At 56.0% G+C, this 18,036-nt stretch carries 19 protein-coding genes; 3 read left to right on the top strand and 16 right to left on the bottom strand.

All coding sequences use genetic code 11. The features are described 5' to 3' along the window. Positions 1 to 20: 20 nt before the first annotated feature. From rlmH to leuS, 7 genes are all read right to left on the bottom strand, one after another. Complete coding sequence (gene rlmH / locus ACMYSN_RS07890; protein ID WP_015584895.1) at positions 21 to 488, bottom strand: 23S rRNA (pseudouridine(1915)-N(3))-methyltransferase RlmH; 468 nt, start codon at positions 486 to 488, stop codon at positions 21 to 23. Between the two features lie 3 nt (positions 489 to 491). Then, a complete protein-coding gene (gene rsfS, locus ACMYSN_RS07885; RefSeq protein ID WP_123755943.1) occupies positions 492 to 809 on the bottom strand; it encodes a ribosome silencing factor in 318 nt (105 codons plus the stop codon). A 221-nt stretch (positions 810 to 1,030) separates the two neighbouring features. Beyond that, a complete protein-coding gene (locus tag ACMYSN_RS07880) occupies positions 1,031 to 1,660 on the bottom strand; it encodes an adenosylcobalamin/alpha-ribazole phosphatase (protein WP_462497604.1) in 630 nt (209 codons plus the stop codon). An 85-nt stretch (positions 1,661 to 1,745) separates the two neighbouring features. Beyond that, complete coding sequence (gene nadD / locus ACMYSN_RS07875) at positions 1,746 to 2,396, bottom strand: nicotinate-nicotinamide nucleotide adenylyltransferase (RefSeq protein ID WP_462497603.1); 651 nt, start codon at positions 2,394 to 2,396, stop codon at positions 1,746 to 1,748. Then, positions 2,389 to 3,420, bottom strand: a complete 1,032-nt coding sequence (gene holA / locus ACMYSN_RS07870; RefSeq protein WP_331851610.1) for a DNA polymerase III subunit delta — start codon at positions 3,418 to 3,420, stop codon at positions 2,389 to 2,391. The genes nadD and holA overlap by 8 nt, the downstream gene beginning before the upstream one ends. Next, entirely contained in the window at positions 3,420 to 4,010 is a 591-nt protein-coding gene (gene lptE / locus ACMYSN_RS07865; protein ID WP_434667524.1) for an LPS assembly lipoprotein LptE, read from the bottom strand. Before lptE ends, holA begins: the two co-directional genes overlap by 1 nt. A 14-nt stretch (positions 4,011 to 4,024) precedes the next feature. Continuing rightward, positions 4,025 to 6,607 (bottom strand): leucine--tRNA ligase, encoded by a 2,583-nt coding sequence (gene leuS, locus ACMYSN_RS07860; RefSeq protein ID WP_462497602.1) that lies wholly within the window; start codon positions 6,605 to 6,607, stop codon positions 4,025 to 4,027. A 220-nt stretch (positions 6,608 to 6,827) separates the two neighbouring features. On the opposite strand from leuS, the gene ACMYSN_RS07855 reads away from it, so the two are divergent. Further along, positions 6,828 to 7,313, top strand: coding sequence for a zinc ribbon-containing protein (locus tag ACMYSN_RS07855; protein WP_462497601.1), 486 nt, complete (start codon positions 6,828 to 6,830; stop codon positions 7,311 to 7,313). Positions 7,314 to 7,367: 54 nt separating this feature from the next. On the opposite strand, the gene ACMYSN_RS07850 is transcribed toward ACMYSN_RS07855, so the two are convergent. From ACMYSN_RS07850 to ACMYSN_RS07815, 8 genes are all read right to left on the bottom strand, one after another. After that, on the bottom strand, positions 7,368 to 8,093 hold the full coding sequence (locus ACMYSN_RS07850; RefSeq protein ID WP_462497600.1) for an amino acid ABC transporter ATP-binding protein: 726 nt from the start codon (positions 8,091 to 8,093) through the stop codon (positions 7,368 to 7,370). Then, complete coding sequence (gene gltK, locus ACMYSN_RS07845) at positions 8,093 to 8,767, bottom strand: glutamate/aspartate ABC transporter permease GltK (protein WP_462497599.1); 675 nt, start codon at positions 8,765 to 8,767, stop codon at positions 8,093 to 8,095. Before gltK ends, ACMYSN_RS07850 begins: the two co-directional genes overlap by 1 nt. A gap of 2 nt (positions 8,768 to 8,769) precedes the next feature. Then, positions 8,770 to 9,510 carry an amino acid ABC transporter permease gene (locus tag ACMYSN_RS07840; protein WP_123755950.1) on the bottom strand — a complete coding sequence of 247 codons (741 nt, stop codon included), beginning with the start codon at positions 9,508 to 9,510 and terminating at the stop codon, positions 8,770 to 8,772. Between the two features lie 163 nt (positions 9,511 to 9,673). After that, a complete protein-coding gene (locus ACMYSN_RS07835; RefSeq protein WP_462497598.1) occupies positions 9,674 to 10,612 on the bottom strand; it encodes an amino acid ABC transporter substrate-binding protein in 939 nt (312 codons plus the stop codon). A 387-nt stretch (positions 10,613 to 10,999) separates the two neighbouring features. After that, positions 11,000 to 12,538 (bottom strand): apolipoprotein N-acyltransferase, encoded by a 1,539-nt coding sequence (gene lnt / locus ACMYSN_RS07830; protein WP_123755951.1) that lies wholly within the window; start codon positions 12,536 to 12,538, stop codon positions 11,000 to 11,002. Between the two features lie 22 nt (positions 12,539 to 12,560). Beyond that, the gene (corC, locus tag ACMYSN_RS07825) at positions 12,561 to 13,439 is read right to left on the bottom strand and encodes a CNNM family magnesium/cobalt transport protein CorC (RefSeq protein ID WP_123755952.1); all 879 of its coding nucleotides are present in this window, start codon (positions 13,437 to 13,439) and stop codon (positions 12,561 to 12,563) included. Positions 13,440 to 13,539: 100 nt separating this feature from the next. Then, positions 13,540 to 14,007, bottom strand: a complete 468-nt coding sequence (gene ybeY, locus ACMYSN_RS07820; RefSeq protein WP_434585912.1) for an rRNA maturation RNase YbeY — start codon at positions 14,005 to 14,007, stop codon at positions 13,540 to 13,542. Further along, complete coding sequence (locus tag ACMYSN_RS07815; protein ID WP_462497597.1) at positions 14,004 to 15,050, bottom strand: PhoH family protein; 1,047 nt, start codon at positions 15,048 to 15,050, stop codon at positions 14,004 to 14,006. Before ACMYSN_RS07815 ends, ybeY begins: the two co-directional genes overlap by 4 nt. Here ACMYSN_RS07815 and ACMYSN_RS07810 point away from each other — a divergent pair. Beyond that, the gene (locus ACMYSN_RS07810; RefSeq protein WP_462497596.1) at positions 15,043 to 15,216 is read left to right on the top strand and encodes a hypothetical protein; all 174 of its coding nucleotides are present in this window, start codon (positions 15,043 to 15,045) and stop codon (positions 15,214 to 15,216) included. The genes ACMYSN_RS07815 and ACMYSN_RS07810 overlap by 8 nt on opposite strands. On the opposite strand, the gene miaB is transcribed toward ACMYSN_RS07810, so the two are convergent. Continuing rightward, positions 15,204 to 16,637 (bottom strand): tRNA (N6-isopentenyl adenosine(37)-C2)-methylthiotransferase MiaB, encoded by a 1,434-nt coding sequence (miaB, locus tag ACMYSN_RS07805; protein WP_462497595.1) that lies wholly within the window; start codon positions 16,635 to 16,637, stop codon positions 15,204 to 15,206. The genes ACMYSN_RS07810 and miaB overlap by 13 nt on opposite strands. 201 nt (positions 16,638 to 16,838) lie before the next feature. On the opposite strand from miaB, the gene ubiF reads away from it, so the two are divergent. After that, positions 16,839 to 18,014: a 2-octaprenyl-3-methyl-6-methoxy-1,4-benzoquinol hydroxylase gene (gene ubiF / locus ACMYSN_RS07800; protein WP_462497594.1), complete on the top strand. Its 1,176-nt coding sequence runs from the start codon at positions 16,839 to 16,841 to the stop codon at positions 18,012 to 18,014. Positions 18,015 to 18,036: the final 22 nt, after the last annotated feature.

The following is an 18,036-nucleotide window of genomic DNA, read 5'->3' as shown; positions in this document are numbered from 1 at the left end:
TTAGTCTACCCTGGTCATCATTATTCACGGTGGTAAGGGTGGTTGGTGGTAATGCTCCACGCACGATACAGGCTCTCAGCGACCAGTACACGAACCAGTGGATGAGGCAACGTGAGCGTAGAGAGCGACCAACTCTGTTCCGCGGCGGCTTTGCAGGCCGGGGAGAGTCCTTCCGGACCGCCGATCAGCAGACTGACATCGCGGCCATCCTGTTTCCAGCGTTCCAGTTCGCGCGCCAGCTGCGGGGTATCCCATGGCTTGCCCGGAATATCCAGGGTCACGATACGGTTTTTTCCCGCGGCCGCCAGCATCATTTCCCCCTCTTTATCGAGGATGCGCTTGATATCGGCATTTTTACCGCGTTTGCCAGCAGGAATTTCCAGCAGCTCGAACGGCATATCTTTTGGAAAACGACGCAAATATTCACTAAAGCCGGTCTGAACCCAGTCCGGCATTTTGGTGCCAACGGCCACCAGTTGCAGCTTCACGCATTAACTCCAGAGTTTTTCCAGCTCGTACAAATGACGGCTCTCTTCTTGCATGACGTGAACCATGACGTCGCCAAGGTCGACAACAATCCAGTCGGCGGCGCTTTCGCCTTCTACGCCGAGCGGCAGCATACCTGCAGCGCGGGATTCTTGTACCACGTGATCGGCAATCGACATGACATGGCGCGTGGACGTGCCGGTGCAAATAATCATGCAATCTGTAATGCTGGATTTGCCATGTACATCAATGGCAACGATGTCCTGACCTTTCAGGTCATCAATTTTGTCGATAACAAAATCCTGGAGTGCTTTACCCTGCAAGAGTTCCCCCTGGGTGAGTGAAGAGTGATAATTGTAAACAGCCCGACAGTATACCCGATCTTACTTGAATGTCGGGATAAATGTCGGTTGCCAGGCGCTGGAGGCGGCTATCATCCCATCCATCGCCCGCGATTGCATCGCCATTTTTGTAAAACAATTTCTGCAAACATCGTTTAGCGGATGCGTTCAGGCTGCGGAGAATAACAGTCTGCTCTGACCTGTCAATGGTCTGCACGGAATTCTTCTTCGCCCACCCAGACGGCCCGGCTATTTAGTACCCGCAAGGTGACAAAATCAGAGTGCAGGTCGAGCGCGCTCCACGCCCCATGCTCGATTGGGAAATGCCACATCGCCTGCGCGGGAAGCTTCATTAAGGTGGTCATTAGCAGGCTAAGGGCACCTTTATGACCGACGATCAGCAGATGGTCAAGATGGGCGTAGTGGGGCAGTTGTGCGGCGAAGGCGGTAATGCGCCGGGAGAACGACGGGAAGTCCTCGCCGTGGGTTGGTGCCGCATGCTGCCAGTCCGCGCACCACGCGGCGTAGTTTTCTGCGTCTTCGCGCTGTAAATCCCGGTGGTGGCGCATTTCCCAGTCGCCGAAAAACATTTCGTTGAGCTCGGGGACAATCTGGCGCGGGATCTCCCGGCTACCGAGCAGCAGATCGGCGGTATGCTGGGTTCGTTCCAGCGCGCTACAGAGTACACGATCGAACGGCACGGCCTGCAGCAAGCTGCCGAGGGTCTGTGCCTGGCGCTGACCGCGCGCGGTTAACGGGGTCGGAGCGTGTCCGCTGTACAGGCCGGCGACGTTGGCCTCGGTTTCGCCATGACGAACTAACCATAATCTCACGGTATACAGGCCTTCTGGCAATGCGAATGAGGGTGGGTAAGAGAGTATAAGTCCCCGGGTGCACTGGGGAGGCATTACTCAAGGTCTAGCAATAGAGCTTGTGCTGATGAATATAGTCCAGCACCGCAGCCGGCAGCATGTCGGCGCAGGATTCACCGCGCTCCAGGCGCTGGCGAATGAGGGTGGCGGAGATATCAAACCACGGGGTTTCGGCCAGATAGATCGCTCCGGCAGGGCGGTTGTGCAGCTGTTCTACATCGTGGGTTAAATGCTGATCCAGCCAGCGCTGATCCGCTTCCTGCTTCATCACCAGCGGGTAGCCCGGGCGACGGCAAACGATCAGATGGGCATTATCCAGAATGGTGGCGTAGTTGTGCCAGGTCGGGAAAGTGAGCAGCGAATCCTGGCCGATAATAAACGCCAGCGGTCGCTCCGGCCCCTGTTCCTGTCGCCATTCGGCCAGCGTCAGCGCGGTATACGATGGCGTCTGGCGCTGAAGCTCACGTTCATCGAGAACGAATAAGGGTTTATCGGCGATAGCCAGCTCCAGCATTTGTTTACGCTGGGCGCTGCTGGCCTCAGGCTGCGGGCGATGCGGCGGGACATTATTCGGCACAATAATGACTTTCCCCAGCCCGATCTGGTTCGCCAGAATTTCAACCGGTTTAAGGTGACCATAATGCACCGGATCGAAGGTGCCGCCGTACATTGCCTGCAACTGAGTCATATCAACCATCAATAAACACGTCTGCCAGCGCTTTATGGCAGAGCAACAAAGAAAGGCTTTCTAATTCCGGCCAGATGTCGCTGCCGTAATCCTGCTTAAAGGTGATCTCCGCCCGAGCCAGCAGGGTGACGGCCTGGCGCAGCTGGTCCGGGCTGAGGCGCGCAAGCGCATCGCTCAACAGCTGACGACGGTTTTGCCACACCCGGTGTTTATCAAACAGGCTGCGCAGTGGCGTATGGGCCGACTGGCGTTTCAGGTTGACCAGCAGCAGCAGCTCGCGCTGGAGCGTGCGCAGCAAAATCGCCGGCTCGCTGCCTTCCAGACGTAGCTGTTGCAGGATATGCAGCACCCGTTTGCTCTTGCCGGCCAGCAGGGCATCAACCCAGTGATAAGGGGTAAAGTGGGCGGCGTCGTTGACCGCCTGCTCGACGCGAGGCAGCGTGAGCTTGCCGTCCGGCCACAGCAGAGAGAGGCGTTCCAGCGCCTGTGCCAGCGCCAGCAGGTTGCCTTCGTAGCAGTAACACAGCAACTGGCTGGCCGCGTCATCAAGCTGCAAATTATGCTGTTTGGCACGCGCCGCCAGCCAGCGTGGCAGCTGGGCGTATTCGGGCGTTTGACAGCTGATCTGCACCGCCCGGCTGGCGAGCGCCGTTACCCAGGCGGCATTCTCCTGGGCCTTGGTCAACTTGTTCCCGCGCACTATCAACAGCAGATCGTCATGCAGCATGCCGACCAGGGTGGCAAGCTGTTCGTTGATCGCCGCATTAGGGCCGTTTTCCGGCAGCACCAGCAGCAGCGTTTGCCGGCTGGCGAACAGGCTCATCGCCTGGCTGAGTGAGAACAGGGCAGGCCAGTCGGTGCTGGCGTCGATGGTCGCGGTATGGTGTTCGGTAAAGCCCTGACTGGCAGCGGCTTCGCGAATCGCGTCCTGACTTTCCTGCAGCAGCAGTGGATCGCTGCCGAGTAATAAATAGGCCGCGCGCAGCCCTTCGGAGAGCTGTGCGCGGAGTTGTTCTGGGTACAACCGAATCATCAGTTACCCAGCGTGGTGGAGACGCGATTGCCAGACGTTGAGGTTGTCGGAGACGGCGTGACCGTCGTCTCTCCCTCTTTCGTCGCTTCGACATCAGCAACATGGACGCTTGGCAGCTTACGGATCAGCTGTTCAGCGGCTTTGTCGTACATCTCCTGGATGATCATATCCTGCTCGGCATCTTTCGCTAACGCCGCCTGCGGGTTATCGAAGAACGAACGGTAGACCTTCGTGGAGATCGGATAAATATCATGACCTGGGATCAGCACGCTGGCCTGCACCGTCATCACCATCTGGTATTCAGCAGTACGACCGTCCTGGAAAATAGAGGCCGTATCTTTCTGAATGGACGATGAATCCAGACGCAGGGAAGGGATGTCCTTACGCAGCGTGGTGCCATCGATCAGCTCAACGCCGTTCAGGCGCAGCTGATTACGCACGGCGCGACTTAACGGACCGTTCGGATCGCTCGACTGAAAGATCATGCTCTTCATCGCGGTGGGAACCTGCGTAGTACTACGCAGATGCCAGCCGCAACCAGCGGTGATTAACACCGCCAGAGATACCAACAATGTTGCCAGATAGCGCACGCTTCCTCCTGTGCTTAGCCAACGACCAGATTGAGCAGTTTACCCGGGACGTAGATCACTTTACGTACGGTTACGCCATCGAGATACTTCGCGACCAGGTGTTCCTGACCCGCACGTTCACGAACCTGCTCTTCGGTTGCATCGACAGGCACGGTAATTTTACCACGGACTTTACCATTGACCTGAACCACCACCAGCGTGGTGTTTTCAACCATGGCGCTCTCATCGGCTACCGGCCACGGCGCGTTGTCGATATCGCCTTCGCCGCCCAGTTCCTGCCACAGTGTGAAGCTCGCGTGCGGGGTGAACGGGTTGAGCATGCGCACGACCGCCAACAGAGCCTCACGCATCAGCGCGCGATCCTGTTCGTTTTCCTGCGGTGCTTTCGCCAGTTTGTTCATCAGCTCCATGATCGCGGCGATCGCGGTGTTGAAGGTCTGACGACGGCCGATATCATCGGTCACTTTAGCGATGGTTTTATGGACATCGCGACGCAGCGCCTGCTGATCTTCGCTCAGGCTGGCCGCATCCAGTGCAACGGTCGGGCCCTGGTTTGCGTGTTCATAGGCCAGTTTCCAGACACGTTTCAGGAAGCGGTTAGCCCCTTCAACGCCGGACTCTTGCCACTCGAGGGTCATGTCTGCCGGCGAGGCGAACATCATAAACAGACGCACGGTATCCGCGCCGTAACGCTCAACCATCACCTGCGGGTCGATGCCGTTATTCTTCGACTTGGACATTTTGCTCATGCCGGTATACACCAGCTCGCGGCCCTGTGGGTCGAACGCTTTCACGATACGGCCTTTTTCGTCACGCTCGACGGTCGCATCAACCGGGGAGACCCAGTTACGCTCGCCGTTTTCGCCAACGTAGTAGAAGGCGTCAGCCAGTACCATCCCCTGACACAGCAGCTGTTTTGCCGGCTCATCGGAGTTCACCATGCCTGCGTCACGCATCAGCTTGTGGAAGAAGCGGAAGTACAGCAGGTGCATGATCGCGTGTTCGATCCCGCCGATATAGATATCAACCGGCAGCCAGTAGTTGGCAGCTTTCGGATCCAGCATCCCGTCGTCGTACTGCGGGCAGGTGTAGCGCGCGTAGTACCAGGAGGACTCCATAAAGGTATCGAAGGTGTCGGTTTCACGCAGTGCAGGCTGACCGTTGACGGTGGTTTTTGCCCACTCCGGGTCGGCCTTAATCGGGCTGGTGATGCCGTCCATAACCACATCTTCCGGCAGAATAACCGGCAGCTGATCGGCTGGGGTTGGCATCACGGTGCCATCTTCCAGGGTCACCATCGGAATCGGCGCGCCCCAGTAACGCTGACGGGAAACACCCCAGTCGCGCAGACGGTAGTTAATTTTGCGCTCGCCAACGCCCATTGCCACCAGTTTGTCGGCGATAGCGTTGAAACCCGCTTCATAGCTCAGGCCATCGAACTCGCCGGAGTTAAACAGAACGCCTTTTTCGGTCAGCGCCTGCTCGGACAGGTCCGGTTCAGAACCGTCGGCAGCCAGGATAACCGGCTTGATGTTCAGGCCGTACTTGTTGGCAAACTCGTAGTCACGCTGATCGTGGCCTGGAACCGCCATGACCGCACCGGTACCGTACTCCATCAGGACGAAGTTGGCAGCCCACACCGGGATGGCTTCACCGGTCAGCGGGTGAATGGCTTTAAAACCGGTATCGACCCCTTTTTTCTCCATCGTCGCCATTTCAGCTTCTGCGACTTTGGTGTTACGGCACTCTTCGATAAACGCCGCCAGTTTCGGGTTGCTCGCCGCCGCCTGTTGCGCCAGCGGGTGACCTGCCGCAACGGCCAGGTAGGTACAACCCATGAAGGTGTCCGGACGGGTGGTGTAGACGGTCAGCTTGTCGGCATAGTCGTTAACGTTGAAGGAGATTTCTACCCCTTCAGAACGGCCGATCCAGTTACGCTGCATGGTTTTTACGGTGTCTGGCCAGTGATCCAGGGTATCCAGATCGTTGAGCAGCTCATCCGCATAGGCGGTGATTTTGATAAACCACTGCGGGATCTCTTTACGTTCAACTTTGGTATCACAGCGCCAGCAGCAGCCGTCGATAACCTGTTCGTTGGCCAGTACGGTCTGGTCGTTAGGGCACCAGTTCACCGCAGAGGTCTTCTTGTACACCAGGCCTTTTTTATACAGCTCGGTGAAGAACTGCTGTTCCCAACGGTAGTATTCCGGGGTACAGGTCGCCACTTCACGGCTCCAGTCATAACCGAAGCCCAGCTTTTTCAGCTGGTTTTTCATGTAGGCAATGTTGTCGTAGGTCCACGGTGCCGGTGCGGTGTTGTTTTTCACCGCCGCGCCTTCAGCCGGCAGGCCAAACGCATCCCAGCCGATAGGCTGCAGTACGTTTTTGCCCAGCATACGCTGGTAGCGGGCAATGACGTCGCCGATGGTATAGTTACGCACGTGGCCCATGTGTAGTCGACCAGAAGGATAAGGAAGCATCGACAGGCAGTAATACTTCTCTTTGCTCTCGTCTTCAGTTACTTCAAATGTACGATGATCGTCCCAATGAAGCTGGACTTTCGATTCTATCTCTTCCGGGCGGTATTGCTCTTGCATGGCAGCCAGTGGTCCTGTTTTCAAACCGCTACAAAGTGTAGCCAATGGATGTGTTATCAGATCGCCATAGCATAGCCCAAACGCCCACGTCAAAACAGCCTTTCGCACATTAACATCGGCAAAAGCGGCACAGACTATTTAGCGACTCTGTGGGCTAACTGGCAAAGCAGATGACAAATAAGGTCTATTATTAGAAGAAGTTAACCACACCGGAGGCGAAATGATGAACAAGGTTGCTCAATTCTACCGTGAACTGGTGTCGACGCTCAGTGAACGGCTACGCAATGGAGAGCGCGATATCGACGCCCTGGTGGAACAGGCGCGGGCGAAAATTAGCGAGTCGGGTGAGTTAACACACCGCGAAACAGAGACCCTGACCAAAGCGGTCAGACGTGACCTGGAAGAGTTCGCCCGCAGCTACGAAGAGAGTCAGGATGAGCTGACGGATAGCGTGTTTATGCGGGTGATAAAAGAGAGCTTGTGGCAGGAGCTGGCGGATATTACCGATAAAACCCAGTTGGAATGGCGTGAGGTGTTCCAGGATCTGAATCATCACGGGGTCTACCATAGCGGAGAAGTGGTGGGGCTGGGGAATCTGGTGTGCGAGCACTGCCATTATCATCTGGCGGTCTATACTCCGGATGTGCTGCCACGCTGTCCGAAATGCGGCCATGACCAGTTCCAGCGCCGTCCTTTTGAACCCTGATTAAGCTGGTAGCCGGCGCGCACCGAGCGATGCGCGCCTGGGATGGTTCTAAGATTAATGCAGGATTTTTGCGAGGAAGTCTTTGGCGCGATCGGACTGCGGGTTGGCGAAGAACGCCTCTTTGTCCGAGTCTTCGACAATCTTGCCTTCATCCATAAAGATCACCCGGTTGGCCACCTTGCGGGCAAAGCCCATTTCGTGGGTCACCACCATCATCGTCATGCCTTCGTTCGCCAGTTCGACCATCACATCCAGCACTTCGTTGATCATCTCCGGATCCAGCGCTGAGGTTGGTTCGTCAAACAGCATGGCAATCGGATCCATACACAGCGCACGGGCGATCGCCACGCGCTGCTGCTGGCCGCCGGAGAGCTGGGCCGGGAATTTATCGGCATGGGCGGACAGGCCCACACGCTCCAGCAATTTCAGGCCTTTGGTCCGTGAGGCCGCTTTGTCGCGGTTAAGCACCTTGACCTGTGCCAGAGTCAGGTTGTCGATGATCGACAGATGCGGAAACAGCTCAAAGTGCTGGAACACCATCCCGACGCGGGAGCGCAGTTTGGCGAGGTTGGTTTTCTTATCGTTCACTTTGGTGCCATTCACGGTGATCTCGCCCTGTTGGATCGGTTCGAGGCCGTTGACGGTTTTAATCAGCGTCGATTTACCCGAGCCGGACGGCCCGCAAACCACCACCACTTCACCTTTCTTCACTTCCGTGGAGCAATCGGTCAGCACCTGAAAGTGACCATACCATTTTGAAACGTTTTTCAGGGTAATCATTACACAGTCCTTTTCTTCAACCAGCTGACCAACAGCGATGCGCTGAGACTAATGACAAAATACACGGCACCTGCGAACAGGATCATCTCGACCTGCGTTCCGTCGCGCTCGCCGATGGTGGAGGCGGTACGGAAGAAGTCGGCCAGGCTCAGGACGTAGACCAGTGAGGTATCCTGGAACAGGACAATCCCCTGCGTCAGCAGCAACGGCACCATGGCGCGAAACGCCTGCGGCAAAATAATCAGCTTCATGGATTGCCAGTGGGTCATACCCAGCGCCAGCGCGGCGCTGGACTGGCCGCGGGAGATGCTCTGGATACCCGCGCGGATAATTTCCGAATAGTACGCCGCCTCAAACATCGAGAAGGCCACCATAGCGGAAATCAGCCGGATATCGCTCTTCGGCGACAGGCCAAGTACGTTCTGCAGGAAGCCGGGAACGATCAGGTAGAACCACAGCAGGACCATGACCAGCGGGATCGAACGGAACACGTTGACGTAGGTTTTCGCGAACCAGGAGAACGGCAGGAAGCTCGACAGGCGCATGACCGCCAGCAGGGTCCCCCAGACGATACCGATAATAATCGCGGTAACGGTGATTTTCAGGGTAATAACCAGCCCGGCCAACAGGTAGGGCATGGAGGGAACGATAGAACTCCAGTCAAAATCGTACATGATTATTTGCCCCCCAAATTGCCCGGCAGGCGGACCTTACGTTCAACCACATACATTATCAGCATAATCACGGCGTTAATCAGCACGTAGGCGAGGGTAATCGCCGTAAAGGATTCCCACGCGTGAGCGGAGTAATCCAGCAGCTTACCCGCCTGCGCTGCCATATCGGCCAGCCCGATGGTTGAGGCGATGGCCGAGTTTTTCACCAGGTTCATCATCTCGGAGGTCATCGGCGGCACGATGACGCGGTAAGCGTTGGGCAGCAGTACATAACGATAGGTCTGCGGCAGCGTCAGGCCCATGGCCAGGCCGGCATTTTTCTGCCCGCGCGGCAGCGACTGAATAGCGGCACGAACCTGTTCACAGACGCGAGCGGCGGTAAACAGCCCCAGGCACAACATGGAAGAGACAAAGAACTGAATATTAGGATCCAGTTCGGACTTGAACCACATGCCGATATCTTCCGGCAGGAGCTCAGGCACGACCAGATACCAGGTGAAGAACTGGACGATCAACGGTACGTTACGGAACAGTTCAACGTAGCAGGTGCCGATGCTGGATAACCAGCGGTTGGGGACGGTACGTAAAATACCGAACAGCGAGCCGACGAGGAAAGCGATGACCCAGGCGCTAATCGACAAGGCGATAGTGACCTGAAAGCCGCTCCATAGCCAGCCCAGATAGGTGGTGTTGCCGAACGGGGCCTGTTGCAGGAATATTCCCCAGTTCCAGTCTATTGACATAAATGACTCCTGGAAAAAAAAGGGTAGCATCGCTACCCTCGAAGATTATTGTTCAGCCTGTTTCGGTATTCGCGGCGGCTGGGGAACGACCAGCCACCGTATAGTCTGTCCGTGCTGTCACAACAATCGGAAGGGCATGTCGCTTTGCCCCTTATTTTTTTAATTAGTTAAGAGCTTTGTCATTTGGTGATTTGAACAGCGCCTTCATGTCGTCGGAGAGGTCAAAGTTGATGTTCATCCCTTTTGGTGGGATTGGATTTTTAAACCAGGTATCAAACCACTTCGCCGCTTCCCCTGAGGTTTGTGCCTGCGCAATGGTATCGTCTAACAGTTTTTTGAATTCCGGATCGTTTTTACGCAGCATGCAGCCGTAGGCTTCATGGGATTGCGGCGTGCCGAGAATTTCCCAGTTGTCCGGTTTCTTCGCCTTGGCGCGCTCGCCGGCCAACAGTGCATCATCCATCATAAAGGCCACAGCACGACCGCTTTCCAGGGTACGGAAGGAGTCACCGTGATCTTTCGCGCCGATGATGCGCATGTCCATTTTCTGCTCGTCATTCAGCTTATGCAGCAGAATTTCTGAGGTGGTACCGGAGGTGACGACGACTGCCTTGCCTTTCAGATCGGCGAAGTCTTTAATCGGGCCGCCTTTTTTCACCAGCAGACGCGTACCGACAACGAAGATGCTGTCGCTGAAGGCCGCTTGTTTCTGGCGTTCCAGGTTGTTAGTGGTAGAGCCGCACTCAAAATCGAAGGTGCCGTTTTGCAGCAGCGGAATACGGTTTTGCGAGGTAATCGGGATCAGTTTGACTTCCAGATTTGGTTTGTTCAGTTTTTTCTTAATGGCATCAACGATGGCGTTGGAGTAATCCTGAGAGTAACCCACCACTTTCTGCTGGTTATCGTAGTAGGAGAACGGTACCGATGATTCACGGTGGCCGACGACGATAACATCGTTTTTAGCGATTTTTTCAAGGGTAGGCATCTGCTGTTGTGCAGGCGCTTGCCCTGCATCAGCGGCTGGTTTTGCCTCTTCCGCATGTGCCAGGCCGGCGGTCATACCCATGACCAGCATTGCTGTGGTCAGTTTACGTAATTGCATATCCAACTCCTTATCCGCAGCGTCAGCGACGCTTTTGATACCCATTGTGAATGTGTGCGTGCGTTATTATTGCTGCGATATTTGTGTGCAGCATTTGTATGTGTTTGTTAGCATTTAGTTTGGCTTAATGTAAAGATTTTGCTGTTATATTGTTTATTTTTGCGAACTACTCCGCACCATTTAAAGGCAAAAATCTGTCATTGCACCAAACTAGTGCCGGGTCAGTATTGTGCTGGTGCAACCGGGTTATACCAGTACACGATGGCGTGGTGACCTGAGTTTATTAAGCAAGGGGCGTGCCAGATTACGGCGAGGGAGAGATTTGCCCCGGTGACGAATGTCGACCGGGGCTAACAGTGCAGAGGTTACCGTTTCAGGTAAGAATGCCTATCGGCGACGTTGACGCAGACTCATGATCAGGGCGCCAAAACCGAGGAGCGCGGTGAGCGCCCACAGTGGCCAGTTGCCGGTACGCGCATACGGCGTCAGACCGCTGGTTGGCGTGACTTTCGTGGTCAGTACCGCACGGGTGAACTGCGGGATCATGTCCTGAATTTCACCGCGTGGCCCAATCACTGCCGTAATGCCGTTATTGGTGCTACGCAGCAGGGGACGAGCCAGCTCCAGGGCGCGCATCCGTGCCATCTGGAAGTGCTGCCACGGGCCGATGGACTTACCAAACCAGGCGTCGTTTGAGATGGTCAGCAGGTAGTCGGTGTCCGGGCGGAAATTATCGCGCACCTGTTCGCCGAGAATAATCTCGTAGCAGATAGCGGCCGTCAGCTTCATGTTATGCGCCACCAGCTGTGGCTGGACGTACGGGCCACGGCTGAATGAGGACATCGGCAGATCGAAGAACGGCGCCAGCGGACGCAGAATAGACTCCAGCGGCACGAACTCGCCAAACGGCACCAGGTGATTTTTGTTGTAGCGGTCTTTGGAGTCGTAGCTGTACGGGTTGTCTTTGCCGAGGGTGATGATGGTGTTGTAGGTATCGTAACGATTTTGCTTATTCAGACGGGCGTCGACGATACCGGTGATCAGCGAGCTGTTTTTGGCGCGCAGCAGGTCGTCCATCATGCTGAGGAAATGCTGCTGATTAATTTCCAGATCCGGAATGGCTGACTCCGGCCAGATGATCAGCTGGGACGAACCCATATGCGGCTGCGTCAGGTCGAGGTAGGTTTTCAGCGTGTTGACCAGCTGGTTTTCATCCCATTTCAGTGCCTGAGGAATATCCCCCTGTACTAACGAGACCTGCATGGCACGTTCCGGCAGCAGCTGATACCACTGGATATAGCGCAGCGGGAAGGGCAGGGCGAACAGCACCACGGCGGCAATCAACGGCTTCAGGTTGCGCTGCACCAGCGCCAGCACCAGCAGACCGCTCACCACCATTAACAGGAAGTTAATGGCCTCCACGCCCATCACCGGCGCCAGCCCTTTCAGCGGGCCGTCAATCTGGCTGTAGCCAAACTGTAGCCACGGGAAACCGGTCAATACCCAGCCGCGCAGGAATTCGGTTATCTGCCACACCACCGGTGCGGCAATCGCGAGGCGCAGCCAGTTGGTTTTCGGCCACAGGCGCGACAGCAGACCGGCAAACAGCCCGGTATATAGCGACATATACGCCGCCAGCAGCACCACCAGGAAGACGTTGACCGGGCCGGGCATGCCGCCAAACTGCGCAATGCTGACATACACCCAGTTGATGCCGGAGCCGAACAGCCCCATGCCCCAGAAAAAACCGATCGAGGCGCTTTGCAACGGACGACGATTCAGGGTCAGTCCCTGCAGACCGATTAACGAGACAATTGCCGCGGGCCAGATGTCATAAGGAGAAAAAGCCAGCGTTCCGCTGGCTCCGAATAATAGCGCCAGCAGCAGACGTACGCGCTGGCGTTCGATAAGAGAGGCAAATACCATTTAGGCTAATCGTCCCGTGTAATTAGTCTTCCAGCTTCGGCTGCGGTGCGTCATCAGGAAGTTTGACATGAACCTGGATGATACGTCGGCTGTCGGCCATAGCGACCTTGAATTGGTAACCATCAATGTCAACCGACTCGCCACGTGCTGGCAGATGACCAAAGGCCTGCATCACCAGCCCACCAATGGTGTCGACTTCTTCATCACTGAAATGGGTACCATAGGCTTTATTGAAGTCTTCAATCGGAGCCAGGGCGCGCACCGTCCAGGTGTGGCGGCTCAGTTGACGAAAATCGATATCTTCTTCTTCATCGTATTCGTCTTCGATTTCACCAACGATCAGTTCGAGAATGTCCTCAATGGTCACCAGACCAGAGACGCCACCAAACTCATCGATCACGATAGCCATATGATAGCGTTGGGAGCGAAACTCCTTCAGCATGCGGTCAACCCGCTTGCTTTCAGGCACGACAACCGCCGGGCGTAACACTTTTTCCATGCTGAACGCTTCAGAGTCACTGCGCATAAACGGCAGTAAATCTTTGGCCATCAGAATCCCTTCAATGTGATCTTTATCTTCGCTGATCACCGGGAAACGCGAGTGAGCTGATTCGATGATCACATCGAGGCATTCGTCCAGCGTCTGGTTGCGTTTCAGGGTAATCATCTGCGAGCGAGGGATCATGATATCGCGGACGCGTTGGTCGGCGATGTCCATTACCCCTTCGAGCATATCGCGAGTATCTTCGTCGATAAGGTCGTTTTGCCCGGAATCACGGATCAGCTCCAGCAGTTCATCACGGTTTTTTGGTTCGCCGTGAAAAAGCTGGCTGAGTAACAGGGAGAAGAATCCCTTTTTGCTGTTTACTGTGTCACTACTGTGTGAATTGTCGTCGCTCATGGCGTCGTGTGGGTTCTCATGTTAGTTAAATGTCGCTCGTCGCGCGTATGTTCAGCGCCGGACGGCACGGGTGCTGCGCGCCGGTCAGACCGGCGGCAGGCTATTCCTTCTCGGCAATGTACGGATCCTCATAGCCCAGAGCAAGCATTATCTCTGTTTCGAGGGCTTCCATCTCTTCCGCTTCTTCATCAATGATATGGTCATAGCCCAGCAGATGCAGACTGCCGTGGATAACCATGTGCGCCCAGTGCGCCTCCAGCGGTTTTTCTTGCTCTTTGGCTTCCTGTTCAACCACTTGACGGCAGATGATCAGATCGCCCAGCAGCGGCAGTTCGATCCCCGGCGGCGCTTCAAACGGGAAGGACAGCACGTTAGTGGGCTTATCCTTGCCGCGATAGGTCAGATTCAGCTCGTGGCTTTCGGCTTCGTCGACCAGGCGAATCGTCACTTCTGACTCTTCCTGGAACTGAGGGATCACCGCGTCGACCCAGTGTTGGAACCGGGCTTCATCCGGCAACCCGCCGTTATCTTCGCAAGCCAGTTGTAAATCGAGAATAACCTGACTCATTTTTGCTCCTGTTCCTGGGCTTCGCGTTTGCGCTCGGCGGCCTGTTCTGCTCTACGTTTTTGATCGGCTTCTTCCCATGCTTCATACGCATTGACGATACGGGCAACCACCGGATGGCGGACCACGTCTTCGCTGTGGAAGAAGTTGAAACTGATTTCATCGACTTCGGCCAGCACTTCAATGGCGTGGCGCAGGCCGGACTTGGTGCTGCGCGGCAGGTCAATCTGCGTGACGTCGCCGGTGATCACCGCCCTGGAGTTAAAACCGATACGGGTCAGGAACATTTTCATCTGTTCGATGGTGGTGTTCTGGCTTTCATCGAGAATAATAAAGGCGTCGTTCAGCGTACGACCGCGCATATAGGCCAGCGGGGCGACTTCGATAACGTTACGCTCAATCAGCTTTTCGACTTTCTCGAAGCCAAGCATTTCGAACAGCGCATCGTACAGCGGGCGCAGGTACGGATCGACTTTCTGGCTCAGATCGCCTGGCAGGAAGCCCAGTTTTTCCCCGGCTTCCACGGCAGGGCGGGTCAGCAGAATACGGCGCACGTCCTGACGCTCGAGCGCGTCGACCGCGGCGGCCACTGCCAGATAGGTTTTCCCGGTCCCGGCCGGGCCGACGCCGAAGGTAATATCATGGTCGAGAATATTGGCGATGTACTGCGCCTGATTTGGCGTACGCGGCTTGATGACGCCACGTTTGGTCTTGATATTGATAGCCTTGCCATAGTCCGGCACGCTCTCAGCGCTTTGCTCCAGCACCCGGGCTTCTTTGATGGCCAGGTGGATCTGTTCCGGCTCAATATCCTGAATCTGGCCGCGCATAGGGGCGGTATCAACGTACAGGCTGCGTAAAATATCGGCCGCGGCGTTTACGCAGATCATGCGTCCGGTCAGTTTGAAGTGATTGTCACGACGATTAATTTCGATGCCCAGACGGCGTTCCAGTTGTTTGATGTTGTCATCAAACGGGCCGCACAGCCCCAACAGGCGTGCGTTATCCGCGGGCTCGAGGGTAATTTCACGGGTTTCTATGTTCAAGCTGTTCCTCTTTACACGTTTTGCCGGACGGCGAACGTCTCCGGCCAGTAAGGAAATTATTCACGTCATGGAAAAATGGCGCAAGCATTGCGATAAATATTGGGCCAGGGAGAGGAAAAACAAGGCCCGCCGGGTTTGGCAGGCCTCTGCGGATCACGGCTGGTAAGTGCTCACGCCAAGATCGTTTTCTTTGCGGGTACGGGCGATAACGGATTCCGGAGATTCCACGATACGCAGCCCCATTTCCTCTTCAGTACGCACAATTTTGCCGCGTAGCGAATTGGTGTAGACGTCCACGATTTCGACATCGACAAACTTGCCAACCATATCCGGGGAGCCTTCGAAGTTGACCACGCGGTTATTCTCGGTGCGCCCGGAAAGCTCCATGATGCTCTTGCGCGAGGTGCCTTCCACCAGAATGCGCTGGGTGGTGCCGAGCATGCGCCGGCTCCAGGCCATGGCCTGCTGGTTGATGCGTTCCTGAAGAATGTACAGGCGCTGCTTTTTAACCTCATCCGGCACGTCGTCAACCATATCGGCCGCCGGCGTACCCGGACGTGCGGAGAAGATAAAGCTGTAGCTCACGTCCATATTGACGTCAGAAATAACCTTCATGGTCTTTTCGAAATCGTCGTCGGTTTCACCCGGGAAGCCGACGATAAAGTCGGAACTTATCTGGATGTCAGGTCGGGCGTCGTACAGCTTGCGGATGATGGCTTTATATTCCAGTACCGTGTGCGTACGGCCCATCATATTCAGTACCCGGTCAGAACCACTTTGTACCGGCAGGTGCAGGAAGCTCACCAGCTCAGGCGTATCGCGATAAACATCGATAATGTCATCGGTGAACTCAATCGGGTGGCTGGTGGTAAAGCGGATGCGGTCAATGCCGTCGATCGCCGCTACCAGACGCAGCAGGTCGGCAAAGTTGCCGGTGGTGCCGTCGTAGTTCTCTCCGCGCCAGGCGTTAACGTTCTGACCCAGCAGGTTGACTTCACGGACGCCCTGAGCCGCCAGTTGGGCGACTTCAAACAGGATATCGTCCGAGGGACGGCTGACTTCTTCCCCGCGGGTGTAGGGCACCACGCAGTAAGTACAATATTTGTTGCAGCCTTCCATGATGGAGACAAAGGCGGTTGGGCCTTCGGCTTTCGGTTCCGGCAGGCGGTCGAATTTTTCGATTTCCGGGAAGCTGACGTCGATGATTGGCTTACGATGATCGCGCATGCCGCGAATCGTGTCGATCATTTCCGGCAGACGGTGCAGAGTCTGCGGGCCAAAAATAATATCGACGTAATGCGCGCGCTGGCGAATGAGTTTCCCTTCCTGAGACGCCACGCAGCCGCCAATGCCGATGATGACATCCGGGCGTTTGGCCTTAATCAGCTTCCAGCGTCCCAGCTGGTGGAAGACTTTTTCCTGTGCCTTCTCACGAATTGAGCAGGTATTGAGCAGCAGCACATCCGCTTCTTCAGCCACATCGGTCAGCTGATACCCGTGCGTGGCATCCAGCAGGTCGGCCATCTTTGATGAATCGTATTCGTTCATCTGACAGCCCCAGGTTTTAATATGGAGTTTTTTAGTCATCGACTTGCTCATGCTTAATGATAGAAATTCAAAATGACGGGTTCGTATACTTTTTATTCTGTGAATGTCGTTCTGTGAATGTCGAATTGCAGGAAGGTTATTGTAATGCTTTGGTCGCGCCCTGACCAGTACGAGCGTTATCACCGCAAGGTGACGGAAAATCCGGTAAACTGAACGGATTCTGGTTTAAGGATAATCACCATGACAATTCATGCAACAGATGTCGCCATTGTCGGTGGCGGAATGGTGGGCGGCGCCCTGGCGTTGGGGCTGGCGCAACACGGGTTTACGGTGACGGTCATTGAGCCGTCTACACCGCCGGCATTTGACGCTTCAGCAGCGCCGGATGTGCGTATTTCTGCCATCGGTGCCTCATCGGTGGCACTGCTCAAAAGCCTCGGCGTCTGGGATGCGATGCGGGCGATGCGCGTGCATGCCTATCGCCGTCTCGAGACCTGGGAGTGGGAATCCGCCCATGTGACGTTTGATGCCGCGGAGCTGAAGCTGCCGGAGCTGGGCTACATGGTTGAAAACAACGTACTGCAGCTCGCCTTGTGGCAGGCGCTGGAGGCACATCAGCAGGTCACGCTGCGGGTAGGGGCTGCGTTACAGGCGATACAGCGCGAGCCTACGGGCACGACGCTGCGTCTGAGCGATGGCAGCGAGTGCGCGGCGGCGCTGGTGATCGGTGCGGATGGCGCAAATTCGCAGGTACGTCAGCTGGCGGGAATTGGCGTGCAGGCGTGGCAATATCAGCAATCCTGCATGCTCATCAGCGTGCAGTGTGCCAACGACCCCGGTGACAGCACCTGGCAACAGTTTACGCCAACGGGTCCACGGGCCTTTCTGCCGCTGTTTGACGACTGGGCGTCGCTGGTGTGGTACGACACGCCCGCGCGCATTCGCCAGCTGCAGGCCATGAGTATGCCGCAGCTACAGCAGGAGATTATGCGTCATTTCCCTTCGCGACTTGGGCAGGTGACGCCGCTTAACGCCGGAGCATTTCCACTGACCCGCCGCCATGCGATGCAGTATGTGCAGCCGGGACTGGCGCTGGTAGGGGATGCAGCGCATACCATTCATCCGCTGGCAGGACAGGGCGTTAATCTGGGCTATCGGGACGTCGATGCGCTGTTGGACGTGCTGGCTGAGGCGAAAAGCCACGGCGAGACGTGGGCGGGGTTATCCGTGCTCGAGCGCTATCAGGCGCGACGTCGGGCAGATAATTTAATGATGCAGTCGGGGATGGATCTGTTTTACGCCGGCTTCAGCAACGATCTGGCGCCTGTACGGGTGCTGCGTAATATCGGTTTAATGGCTGCAGCACGCGCTGGCGTCGTTAAGCGTCGGGCACTGAAGTATGCGTTAGGTTTGTAATTCCGGGCTCCCGGCTGGCGTT

Origin of the sequence: Klebsiella sp. R445 (genome assembly GCF_051131755.1) — a bacterium.
GTDB lineage: Bacteria > Pseudomonadota > Gammaproteobacteria > Enterobacterales > Enterobacteriaceae > Klebsiella > Klebsiella lignicola.
Note: the sequence above shows the minus strand (reverse complement) of the source record. Positions and strands in the feature narration are given on the sequence as shown.

Excerpts from the sequence above, each read along its gene's own strand:
- lnt (WP_123755951.1), bottom strand. The coding sequence starts at position 12,538 with ATGGTATTTGCCTCTCTTATCGAACGCCAGCGCGTACGTCTGCTGCTG.
- holA (WP_331851610.1), bottom strand. The coding sequence starts at position 3,420 with ATGATTCGGTTGTACCCAGAACAACTCCGCGCACAGCTCTCCGAAGGG.
- ACMYSN_RS07850 (WP_462497600.1), bottom strand. The coding sequence starts at position 8,093 with ATGATTACCCTGAAAAACGTTTCAAAATGGTATGGTCACTTTCAGGTG.
- ACMYSN_RS07840 (WP_123755950.1), bottom strand. The coding sequence starts at position 9,510 with ATGTCAATAGACTGGAACTGGGGAATATTCCTGCAACAGGCCCCGTTC.
- ACMYSN_RS07810 (WP_462497596.1), top strand. The coding sequence starts at position 15,043 with ATGTTCAAGCTGTTCCTCTTTACACGTTTTGCCGGACGGCGAACGTCT.
- ACMYSN_RS07855 (WP_462497601.1), top strand. The coding sequence starts at position 6,828 with ATGATGAACAAGGTTGCTCAATTCTACCGTGAACTGGTGTCGACGCTC.
- leuS (WP_462497602.1), bottom strand. The coding sequence starts at position 6,607 with ATGCAAGAGCAATACCGCCCGGAAGAGATAGAATCGAAAGTCCAGCTT.
- ubiF (WP_462497594.1), top strand. The coding sequence starts at position 16,839 with ATGACAATTCATGCAACAGATGTCGCCATTGTCGGTGGCGGAATGGTG.
- nadD (WP_462497603.1), bottom strand. The coding sequence starts at position 2,396 with ATGGTTGATATGACTCAGTTGCAGGCAATGTACGGCGGCACCTTCGAT.
- ybeY (WP_434585912.1), bottom strand. The coding sequence starts at position 14,007 with ATGAGTCAGGTTATTCTCGATTTACAACTGGCTTGCGAAGATAACGGC.
- ACMYSN_RS07835 (WP_462497598.1), bottom strand. The coding sequence starts at position 10,612 with ATGCAATTACGTAAACTGACCACAGCAATGCTGGTCATGGGTATGACC.
- miaB (WP_462497595.1), bottom strand. The coding sequence starts at position 16,637 with ATGACTAAAAAACTCCATATTAAAACCTGGGGCTGTCAGATGAACGAA.
- gltK (WP_462497599.1), bottom strand. The coding sequence starts at position 8,767 with ATGTACGATTTTGACTGGAGTTCTATCGTTCCCTCCATGCCCTACCTG.
- corC (WP_123755952.1), bottom strand. The coding sequence starts at position 13,439 with ATGAGCGACGACAATTCACACAGTAGTGACACAGTAAACAGCAAAAAG.